Annotated in this window: 15 protein-coding genes; 13 read left to right on the forward strand and 2 right to left on the reverse strand. The window is 39.4% G+C overall.

Annotation, left to right across the window (positions count from 1 at the left end):
• From AZ66_RS21805 to AZ66_RS21840, 9 genes are all read left to right on the forward strand, one after another.
• The coding region (locus AZ66_RS21805) for an ABC transporter permease subunit (RefSeq protein WP_044356759.1) at positions 1 to 504 on the forward strand (504 nt) is incomplete at its 5' end.
• Between the two features lie 160 nt (positions 505 to 664).
• Complete coding sequence (locus AZ66_RS21810; RefSeq protein WP_044356761.1) at positions 665 to 1015, forward strand: helix-turn-helix domain-containing protein; 351 nt, start codon at positions 665 to 667, stop codon at positions 1013 to 1015.
• Positions 1016 to 1186: 171 nt separating this feature from the next.
• On the forward strand, positions 1187 to 1696 hold the full coding sequence (locus AZ66_RS21815) for an XRE family transcriptional regulator (protein ID WP_156160042.1): 510 nt from the start codon (positions 1187 to 1189) through the stop codon (positions 1694 to 1696).
• A gap of 2 nt (positions 1697 to 1698) precedes the next feature.
• Positions 1699 to 2766, forward strand: coding sequence for a linear amide C-N hydrolase (locus tag AZ66_RS21820; protein ID WP_044356763.1), 1068 nt, complete (start codon positions 1699 to 1701; stop codon positions 2764 to 2766).
• A gap of 41 nt (positions 2767 to 2807) precedes the next feature.
• Positions 2808 to 3437, forward strand: coding sequence for an immunity protein Imm33 domain-containing protein (locus AZ66_RS21825; protein ID WP_044356764.1), 630 nt, complete (start codon positions 2808 to 2810; stop codon positions 3435 to 3437).
• A gap of 132 nt (positions 3438 to 3569) precedes the next feature.
• Entirely contained in the window at positions 3570 to 4154 is a 585-nt protein-coding gene (locus AZ66_RS21830) for a DUF5071 domain-containing protein (RefSeq protein WP_044356765.1), read from the forward strand.
• 194 nt (positions 4155 to 4348) lie between these two features.
• Positions 4349 to 4474 (forward strand): hypothetical protein, encoded by a 126-nt coding sequence (locus AZ66_RS33615; protein WP_331436926.1) that lies wholly within the window; start codon positions 4349 to 4351, stop codon positions 4472 to 4474.
• Positions 4475 to 4536: 62 nt separating this feature from the next.
• Positions 4537 to 5040, forward strand: coding sequence for a hypothetical protein (locus AZ66_RS21835; RefSeq protein WP_044356767.1), 504 nt, complete (start codon positions 4537 to 4539; stop codon positions 5038 to 5040).
• Between the two features lie 419 nt (positions 5041 to 5459).
• Entirely contained in the window at positions 5460 to 6005 is a 546-nt protein-coding gene (locus AZ66_RS21840) for a GNAT family N-acetyltransferase (protein ID WP_044356768.1), read from the forward strand.
• 197 nt (positions 6006 to 6202) lie between these two features.
• On the opposite strand, the gene AZ66_RS21845 is transcribed toward AZ66_RS21840, so the two are convergent.
• Positions 6203 to 6676: a hypothetical protein gene (locus AZ66_RS21845; RefSeq protein WP_044356774.1), complete on the reverse strand. Its 474-nt coding sequence runs from the start codon at positions 6674 to 6676 to the stop codon at positions 6203 to 6205.
• A gap of 97 nt (positions 6677 to 6773) precedes the next feature.
• Positions 6774 to 7493 carry a MerR family DNA-binding transcriptional regulator gene (locus AZ66_RS21850; protein WP_231586990.1) on the reverse strand — a complete coding sequence of 240 codons (720 nt, stop codon included), beginning with the start codon at positions 7491 to 7493 and terminating at the stop codon, positions 6774 to 6776.
• 159 nt (positions 7494 to 7652) lie between these two features.
• Here AZ66_RS21850 and AZ66_RS21855 point away from each other — a divergent pair, with 159 nt between their 5' ends.
• The 4 genes from AZ66_RS21855 (at position 7653) to AZ66_RS21870 (ending at position 10800) form a co-directional block, all read left to right on the forward strand.
• Entirely contained in the window at positions 7653 to 8147 is a 495-nt protein-coding gene (locus AZ66_RS21855; RefSeq protein WP_052648750.1) for a DUF6022 family protein, read from the forward strand.
• 439 nt (positions 8148 to 8586) lie between these two features.
• On the forward strand, positions 8587 to 8820 hold the full coding sequence (locus AZ66_RS21860; protein WP_044356772.1) for a hypothetical protein: 234 nt from the start codon (positions 8587 to 8589) through the stop codon (positions 8818 to 8820).
• 107 nt (positions 8821 to 8927) lie between these two features.
• The gene (locus AZ66_RS21865; RefSeq protein WP_044356773.1) at positions 8928 to 9524 is read left to right on the forward strand and encodes a YdcF family protein; all 597 of its coding nucleotides are present in this window, start codon (positions 8928 to 8930) and stop codon (positions 9522 to 9524) included.
• A 463-nt stretch (positions 9525 to 9987) separates the two neighbouring features.
• A complete protein-coding gene (locus AZ66_RS21870; protein ID WP_028532466.1) occupies positions 9988 to 10800 on the forward strand; it encodes a DUF4097 family beta strand repeat-containing protein in 813 nt (270 codons plus the stop codon).
• Positions 10801 to 10838: the final 38 nt, after the last annotated feature.

Here is a 10838-nt window from a genome sequence, read left to right on the forward strand (position 1 = left end):
TATTTCGGAACAGGAAGCATCGGATATGGCGGTGTATCTATTCCGATTATTGTGGTGATTGCAATCGCAGTTGCGTTTATCGTATGGGTTGTGTTCAACCAAACGAGATTGGGCAAGAACATGTACGCGATAGGCGGGAATCAGCAGGCAGCAAGGGTATCAGGCATTAACGTGGGCAAAAACCTAGTGTATATCTATGCCATTGCCGGCGCGCTGTATGGCCTGGCTGGGGTTCTCGAAGCGGCAAGAACCGGGGGAGCGACGAATAACTACGGGAATATGTACGAGTTGGATGCGATTGCCGCTTGCGTAGTCGGCGGCGTGTCGACTACCGGGGGCATTGGAACGGTTCCAGGTGTAGTGACGGGCGTGCTTATTTTTACGGTTATTAACTACGGATTAACCTTCATCGGCGTAAGCCCGTATTGGCAGTTGATTATTAAAGGATCGATTATCGTTGCGGCTGTTGCCTTCGATATGCGGAAATATGCAGCAAAGAAGTAATGGTATTTGGTTGTGTAGGTTGAGACCCTTCCTTTCGGGAGGGTTCTTTCATTTATTATTTCGTGGAAACTTTTATAGGGGATTGAATGTATAGTAATGGGAGAGGTGAGAATGTTCTTTGGTTTGACTATGTGTGATTTTATTTAAAGGAGGACAAATCATGAAGCAACTAAATCTTAGTGCAATCATCTGTTCGTTCCTTGTGGGTCTTTCTCTTGTTGTTAGTAGTATCATTATTAGTCAATCTTCCGCTAGTGGGTTAAAGATGGATGGAACCAGAAAAGAAGCATATCAACCGCTCATGACGATCGAGGAAACAGCTGCGTACTTACATATTCCAGAATCTAAGGTAAGAGCCATCATTTCCAGTGAAGAATTAATGTTAAGGAAGGGTATAGAATCAAATGGAATATTGTTTCCGTTCATTCGAATTGGAACCGATAATTTTATTAGTACGGATGGGTTACAAGAATGGTTGAAGCAGGCAGCTGTACAACGATTGCAATATTAAAGAACGTGATTCGAAGAAGAAGGAACTTTAGACGGCATCATAACAAGCCCTTATCGGATATGGTGGGGATTTTTTGCATAAAAAATTGCATAAATGAATCAATAATTGATTGACATACTTTATGTCATTAGTTTATGATCTTGACATAAAATATGTCAGAGGATGATTCCATTGAAGGATCAACAGATAGTCAAGTACAAGACGGTATTGGAGTATCTTGTCATGATCAACGAGCAGTCGTATTCCGGGATAGGTCGTGAGCTCAATATTACCCCGCAACAATTCTCAGATTGGATCAAGAAGCGGAGACCGATTCCGGAAGAAAGGCTGAAGGCGCTCATCAGCTATTTTGAGGTTCAAGAGACTATGCTTGTAGATGGGGAGCGCTTTGTGAAGCTATTGACACCGTTAGCCAAAACTGAGCTCCATATGCTGCTGCTAGATCAGAAAATAGCTGGGCTGAAGGCGATGGGAGCAGAAGTTGAAGATATTTTCCCTTATCAGGAGAAGAAGTGGCAGCTTCAGCGAGAGCAGGGGAACCAAATCCGCCTCGATAGAGTAGCTGCAGCATTGGAACAGGAGGATGACCGGGTTGGGGCTATATTCGATGTCATTCTCGATAGGCTAAATGCAGGACAAGTAGATGAGCTATTTAATAAACTCCAGGAGGGCAAAGAATAACCATGAGTACAACTGTATACATGAACCAGACGGGTGTGAGTTTACTTGGTAAAAATCAAGACGTCCCCTATGATGGAGCTTACTTATTCACGAACCACAGGGGAATAGCCAAGTCAGCGTTGGTCATGCCCCCGAACCGCCCGATGGAATGGACCTCCAAGTATGGAAGCATCACGATATCACAAGTTGGCAAGGAAATGCCCAACGGGGGCATGAATGAAGCCGGCCTTGTGGTGGAGCAAACGACATTCTGGCAGTCCAGCTATCCTGACGATCAGAACCAACCGGCCATAGGGGAGCTGCAGTGGATTCAACTAATGCTAGATACATGCGCTTCCGTGCAAGAAGTGAAGGATAAGGCGGGGCGTGTCAAGATCGTTAATCCGACGTCGCGGCTTCACTATATGGTTTGTGATCAAATAGGGGGCTGTGCGATTTTCGAGTTCGCGAATGGGGAGTTATCAATCTACGAAGGAGAAGAATTCCCAGTGCCCGTAATGGCGAACACGTCATATCCTAAGGCGATTAGAGATTGGAAGGATTATGATGGGAAATGGCGTATGGAATATGGAGATTACGAACGGAATTCCCAGGAACGGTTCAGTCGGGCAGCAGCATATCTGGATAGGCAGGTTGCTGAGATAGGATTTGCCTTCGATGTGCTGCAAGCCATTCGAAGGGAAGATACTGCTTTCAGTCTGGTTTATGATATTAATAAATTGGAAATTCATTATAGATCTGATCGCTATCCTGACCGCAAAGTGGTTAGCCTCAAAGATACTGATTTTGCTAGCGATGGTCAGATGGCATTAAACCTTCAGCAAACCGGAGAAGGCAGTTTTGTTCCCTATAGTACAGATTTGAATCGTACGGTAGCAGAAGCGTTTTTCCTTCATCCGGCTCTGACAGCCGCATTAGGGATGACAATTAACGAGGAGATGGTTGCTTTCATGGCAGCCTTCCCGGCTTCCTTCCAATCAGTAGAGAACTCAACTTCGTTAGATGGTTTAAGAGATTCGAAAGGAAAGCTTATAAGACATGCTCAGCAACCACCGGATAATATCAGATGATAAAGTAGAGCGACTCTGAAATTGCAAAGGAGATACACGGAATGACATGGAGTTTGGACAGTGTTGTAGAAAGGCATAAGGAAGCTCCCTATACGTTTTATGTGCCTAGTGAGTATGTATTGAACAAGATTGTGGTTGGAGAGTTGGTCAAGCTTAGCTTTCTTAGTGATGAAGAAGATGCAGAATATTGTGGGGAGAGAATGTGGGTTGAAATCATCCATCGATCAGGTGATGAACTGATTGGAACATTACGGAATGAGCCGGTTTCTATTAAGGATCTGGTTTTCGGTCAAGAAATCCATTTTAGAATCGAACATATTTGTGACACGATGCATCACGATCCTAGCGCTGTCAATTGGGATTATTATTTTGAGAAGAAGGTTGTTGTAACGAACGATGTATTGGAGCGAAATGAATTTAATTTTATGGTAAGGGACTTTCCTAATGAAGGCTCAGAATCGGATACGGGATGGAGTTTCTTTACGGGGTATGAAGAAGAAGAAAACGATCCTGATGATATCGATAATTATCAATTTATTTCGATAGGCAAGGTATTAAATATAGATGATTCGATTCTTTCTTTTATAGATCGGGAGCCTCAATGTGCCTTTGAGAGGAATCTTGAGACGAAAGAGTTTTGTGAGGTATTTGATTATGAGTGGGAAGAATAGTTGAAAGGATTGCAAAAGATTGATGCATCAGCTAATCAGATATTCTTGCTCTAATCTTTTCCCAAGAGACAAAATAGAGGATGTCACCTAAATGTTATCGAAATAACATGGAGCTGGAGGGGCGAGAGTCACATGGACGATATAAAACAGTTATTAACTTATCTGCAGGGGGATACTTCATCCGACAAACTTCAAGAAGCAAAGATTCAATTCAAAAAATTGAAGGATGAGGAGCTCAAAATTCTAGTTCAACCGATTGATAAAAGTCATTGGGATCATGCTGCTGATGTATTAATAGAAATTGGATATCCGCGAGTACATAAAATACTTCCTGATCTTTTAGAATGGCTTATGGATATAAATTGGCCGGGAGCTATAAGAATATCTGAATTTTTGGTCTCAATAAAAGAACCTTTGATACCATCTATTAAAGAAGCGCTAAAAAGTGAAGATATGATTTGGAAGTATTGGATTATAGAGTGCGTATTAATAAAATGGTCAGTGGATTTAGTGGAACAAATAACTGATGAATTAATATTTGTAGCTTCAGAATATGATGATGAAGAAGTGCATCTATCTGCATTGAAGTTGTTGGTTCAATATAAAATGTTAGAATCTAAAGAATCTTTGAATTTAATAGACAGTAAATTACAGGATTTTCGAAACCGCGATTTTTTTGATGAGCTTACTGAATTGAAAACGATGGTACTGAATTGAAACGCTGCAATAGATTGAAATGTTAGAGGTAGGGATGATCATGAGTATCAAATAAGTAATTCCTTAAGTGTTGATGGAGAATACATTAGGAATGTTTCTATATTAGTAGAGAATGAAGCAGCTCAATTATATTCATATCGCAATGATGAGATTTTGTTTGAATATCTGTTTCAGCTACCAACAAGCTTTTTATCGTGATAATCATTGAGGAGGGAATGACTCCAGCATTATACTTAGATTCAGAACAGATTAAATTTGCAAACGATATTAATGCCGAGTTCGATATTGATATCTATGCTAATAATTCGGAATGGGATTGATCAGTCCAGAATAGGATATTGCAAAAGTTTTCAGAGCTATTCCGTTAGTTAAAGGAGAAAAAATGAAGAAAATCATCTTTTTATTATTTGCTGCCTTGATTATTTCTAATGTTATTTGGGGGTACTTATACTTTACGGTAGATCATCCTGCTGTCCATGTATATAACCTCAAAGGTACCGGAGAAATGTGGGACATTACGGATTACAAAATAATAGTTACTCCTAGTAATATACTGCGCGGACATGGAAAATTAGCGTACAAAGGTGATCCAAAGAATTTTGAGAAGATTCCTTCTTATCAATTGAAAGTTGAAGAATTGAATTTGGATGGGAATTATGAAACTGTTTATGTGACTGAAGCAAGTTCTAAAGAAGGGACTGTAGCTATTCCCGCCAAACTCATTGATATAGGTTCTATAACCAGAGAATATTCTTATGATGAACCAAAGAAGGATATACATAACTATAATAGCACTACGTTAACGATTACATGGAATGATAATGATGGTGAGCTTCACTCTGAATCCATACGTCTTTCCATTGAAAATGAGATTAATCTTGATTAATGCATATTGTGTTACGAATGAACGTAAATGTGATCGTGGAGATTGTTGAGGATAACGTATACTCACCAAATGAACTTCAAGATATAACGAATTATTTCCTTGAATATGTAGATATCATTGGCGATGACAATAATCATTTAAAGAAATCAGTTGAATCTAGATGAGACAGTGCGCTAGCATATGATTTGGAGGAATCCCCCTCCAATTACAAGCCAGATGGCGGTATCTAATGATGCCGCCTTTTTAGCATTTATATGAAATGAAAAAGTGGAAAAACAACTAATTTCATTCTACTTCCAGGTTCGGCATCTTGTACTCCTCTTTCGATAGATGTATAATAATGGAAAAGTTTTGTAAATATAAGACCCAGCCTAAGAGGTAAGCTATCTAGGGTTGATTCGCAACGGGGGGACGATAATATGAAGCAATTGCCGACGATTGAACTAGAAAGATTGCTGCTGCGACCATTTCGTTTAGATGATGCGAATGTAGTTCAAGAATTAGCAGGTGATAAATATATTGCAGAGATGACGCTGTATATCCCACATCCCTATGAGGATGGAATAGCAGAAAAATGGATCAATACACATGCCGTTAATTTTGATGAAAATCGTTCACTCGAACTAGCAATTGTACATAAGGAAGAGCAATATGTAATCGGAGCCATCTGTATCGGACTGAATCCCAAGTTTGAACATGGTGAATTGGCCTATTGGATAGGGAAAGCGCATAAGAACAACGGATATTGTACAGAGGCAGCGAAGGGAATTGTCAAATATGCATTTGAGGAAATGAATGTAAACCGAGTTTATGCACGTTTTTTAGGGAAAAATCCTGCATCGGGACGAGTAATGGAAAAGCTGGGTATGAAATACGAAGGAACACTGAGACAACATGTGAAAAAATGGGGTGAATATGAAGACCTCATTTATTACGGGCTTTTAAAGGATGAGTATCTTAATTAATGAAACTCTGCAAAAGATTGAAATCCTAGAGATAAGGATGATCCTGTGATGGATATCCCGTTTATTTCGAGATAAGCATTTCGAATTGTAATTGTTAAGAAAGACATGTCAAGTTTTCAACGTAAAAACACCTCCAAGTTTGACACCCATATCTTATATAAGGGCATTTGCTTGAAGGTGTTTTGATATGTCTCACGTTACTTATTTTTTATTTGCACTAAAACTCTTGATATTGCCATCCATAAATTGATAAACATCAAAGTTCCGAAAATATCAGCCACAACTACATTATATCCTGTAAATAGGTTTTCAAAGCGAAATAATGGCGTGTTATAAATGGCTATGAATAAAGATATGATCATTGATAACAGAAACAGTTTTTTCTTGGTTATCATATAAATGCAATACAGGAACGTATAGTAAGCCCAAAATTGCGCGGCAAACCATGCATGAGAGAGTCGAATGCCTGCTTTTGTATGTAGAGTTGTTAAAACCAGTACGAGTAATACAAGCAAAGCAATGAAAGGAGCAAATCTAACGAACTGCAAAAGCTTTATGATAAAGCTTTTTTTTGTGCTTGGAAGAGTAACTTCATTTTGAATCATCTGTTTCGATAAATAATGAATGAAAAATAGTAAACCCAGACTAATAGCCAACATCAAAAACATCATCATAATTATTCCTTCTTTTCTAATGTAATCAACTAAGATGTCGTAAGATTGAAAACTTATTTCAACTTTTATTATTTTATTCTTTATTTGTTGATTTTCAAGTTTTTTTAGAGGTTTTTGTAAACTGAATTAATTTGAATAAATAGGATACCCCACACATCTGGGATTCGATTATCTTATCCAGATAAGTCCTGACATTCTCAGCCACATTCATGACCCCCTGCAGATCCGTATGTTCGGCCGCGGCGATGGATTGCTTAAATTTCACGGTATCTTCTGAATACACGGAGCTTTGTAGCACTTGAATCAACCTGATTTTTAGCAAATGAGATCCATTGTATCGACGATATCGGTTGTCAGGATCCCGATCCGCCGTTACATATCCTGCTTGCTCCCAGTAGCGGATCGCCGATTTGGGAACCTGCGTCAGCTCGGATGCTTTGTTGATGGTGAACGGCTCCTCGGCATACGGAGATTTATTTTCGTTTGCGTATATCTGAATATCCTGGATTAACCTCTCTAACTTCTCTTTTTCCTCGTACAGAGCGACTTCTCTTTCCCTGATAATCCACATTGCTTCTTGTGGCTTGTCCTGATGGAGACAACGAAGCACCTCGGCCGTCACTTCCATTCCGAATGCCGGGGCCATGGCTTGGATACACGACAGATAGGCTGCGTGCTGATCCGTATAAACTCGATAGCCATTTAATGATCGTTCAGCTGGAGGTATTAGGCCTTTAGCCTCGTAATTCCTTATCGTACTGGCGCTTATCATGAATTTCGCCGCCATTTTTTTGGGGTACATCGATATCGTCAACTCGTCATCTCTCTCCTCATTACAATAGATCAAGATTAAACATGAGTATAAGGTTTTCTATAAAATTAGTTGATATTCCTTCTCTTTTTTTGCTTAACCTTCGAATTGGCTTGCAAGTTGTACAATGGAACTGAAATGAAGAGAAGGAGGCGTTTGCTTGTGAAGAAAGGATTCCCGATTTTCCGGCAGGACATGGTGATCGAAGAAATAAGTGAGGTGGCCAACAGTTATATTGATTCCGAGTGGAGGTCGATGTACGAATCCATGCATGAACAATTGACGGCTGCTTTTGTTGAAATTGAAGATGCGGCCTATGGTCTTTATTTGGATCAGCTTATGCCGTTCATATTCGAACAGCTGGAAGATGCCGGTTTCAGCGCTATGGATAAGCTCGAAGAGAATGATTTCGTAATCGCCAAGCGCTTGATTTTCCGAAACTCGCTTGAAAAATGGGGTACGGAAGACAACAGATCGAGAATATTTTGGAACGTAATCCATGACAAGCAAGGCAATCCGATCGGCACCATACTCACGGAAATTCCCCACTCCCATCTGAAGTTCGACATACCTTCGGCACCGGTCATTTACTCGCTGCGGGAGAGTCTTAAGGAGCGGATAGTGCAAGGAATCATGCGAATTAAGGAATCCGGCTGATTTCATTAGAATGGAGACGTATATCTTGGAAGGAAGGATTTGTTAAGCTAAATACCTTAGAGTTCGACAATTAACCATTGAACAAATAGTTAATTCTCTAAATAATTTTCAGTCATTCTACTTCCCGATTCGACACCTTGTGCTCCTATTCCACTAGATGTATAATCATGGGAAAATCATGGTAATTACCAGCCCGGCCTAAGAGGTAAGCTATCAAGGGTCGGGTTGATTCACAACGGGAGACTATTTGTCGGAAGCTTAACTTTTCACTTATTAATGAGTGTGCTTTTGAATATCCCCCTGGTCACATCATGCGATGTAATGACTGGCGATTAGATATTTGATGTTGAAGCCGAAAAGAGATCATAAAATGTTCGAGTATTACCAAACTATTCGATGAGAGTCTTTATCTAATAAAGATACGGAGGGGAAATATAGTATGAGATACTCAAATATATTTGCTGAAATTGTATCTATCATGCATCAGGATTATGCAGGATATGAGGAGAAACAAGGTTGGGATAATCCCATATCAAGACGTAAACAGAAAACAGAAATAGACCCACTACACGGAAAAGGAATTCAGCCAGAAATCTATATCAAATGGACACCTAAACATATTGAAGAAGATATAGATTTACAACAAGCATTGAAATTAATTAATAAAAGCTAAGGGGTGTACGATAGACTTTCGAGTCACGTAAATTTCCCAAAAATCGCCATTATATGCCCTTCGAGCAATAAATTGCATATATATGATTAGGAGAGGGGGGGTCAAAATTGTTTCTATCTGAGTTAGAAGAAGGAGAGGTATCCAAGGAGCTCGCACATCAGATTTTGTTTCAGGGAATACGAGATGATGAAGCTAAGTGCGATTGTATTGTTGTGCCGTCTAGCAGAACGAGCAATAAATATAGAACGCCAGCTGCAGTGGAGCTGTATTTCCAGAGACGTTCGTCTAGATTGCTCTTCTCAGGCGGATATAATGGGGAATTTATAGAGTCTGAATCCATGCGATCGTTTGCGATAGAAAGAGGTATCCCGGAGAAGGCAATCATCATAGAGACGATTTCAACCAATACGAAGGAGAATGTGATTGAATCCTTAGTTGTACTAGATAAACATATTGGGCTAAACAATATGAAACGAATTCTGATCTGCACAGCCTTTTATCACATGCGAAGATGTCATTTAACATTTTTAAGATATGCGCCTTCATGGTTTGAATATAGTTTTCATCCAGTATTCGATCAAACAACTAGGCCAGATAATTGGTGGAAGTATGAAAATGGAACGAAAAGAGTTCAAAAAGAAGTCAATGGATTGATACACTACGCGAAGCAAGGAGATATTATGGACTTTAAAATAGATGAATAGAGATGAGTTAATGGAATACTTCATGAGGAAACACCGCTGAATTAGTTGCAAAAATATAGTATTAGACTGACGATACTTCATTAAGCTACCGGGACACGATAGTTGAATACTTTACATTGTTGAGCAGACTACCGCAGTCTGCTCATTTTATTAAGCTAACGGGCTGGATAGTTTGAACGATCTTCAAAAATTGGCTCGTGGTATGTTTTTGAACAGCGGCAATCATCGCACATAGAGTCAGCTTAAGAAATTCGTAAGAGTAAAGTAAGAAAAAAGAAGATTACGTCCTGTAGGATATTGTTATGGGAGAGAGTGTGGAGAAAAGAGTATGGAGCATATAGTATGAACGATTCGATTGACCAAGGTTTTTCAAGGGTAGGTAGTCGTCTCGAATGTCAATATGAATATGAAGAAAAAGTATATTTGATATTTTTAATCCAATGGGAAGAAAGGAAGATAAACTTTGAACAACAATAAGAAGTTAGCTATGATTCTCCTGGCCGCTGCCAGTATCGGACTCGCCGGATGTACGAAAGAATCATCCGCCATTAGTACACCAAGTTCGTCCCAACAAAACTCTTCAATATCGACAAACACAAATGTAAATTCAGAAACATCGGACATTAGAAATGTCTCGAATACAGTAAAAGGGGATATTTCTCAAATAGACGTAAATAACATTCATTCCCTAAAAATTCAGAGTAACGCTGCTATCATTACTGTCATAGGCGACAAACAAATCAATCAAGCAGAATTGGAAGTATCCAAGGGCAATTCACAAGGAATGGATACCAACGTGACTACGTCGATCCAAGATGGAACATTACAGATTCTACTTAAAAATAAACTAAAGATTATAAATACGGAGCCATTGCCATCTTTAACGATTCGTCTTCCTTATAAAGAATTCAAATCTCTTGAGATAGATAATGAAGTTGGCAACATATCCGTTGAGTCAGAATTGTCGGTCCAACACTTAAATGTGAGCAGCGGTACCGGCGACGTTACTGTAACGGATGTAATTGGTATGGAAAGCAGTAACATATCTACTGACGTTGGTAGCGTCGAATTCGCTCTGCCTGATCAACCAGCACCTCTATATGTAAATCTATCAACAAAAATAGGAACTATCGATAATCAGGTTGCTCTTGAAAAAGAAACAAATACCACAAAGATTGTAGCCGAAGAACTCCATGGATATGTTGGTAAGGCTCAATCCGAAAGTGCAACGCTCAACATTTTCACGCAGGTGGGTGAAATTACGTTCAAAAATTAAGTGTCATCATGTACCAGGCTCACCGTTAGAATATAGTT

The organism is Paenibacillus sp. E194 (assembly GCF_000935845.1).
GTDB lineage: Bacteria > Bacillota > Bacilli > Paenibacillales > Paenibacillaceae > Paenibacillus_B > Paenibacillus_B alvei_B.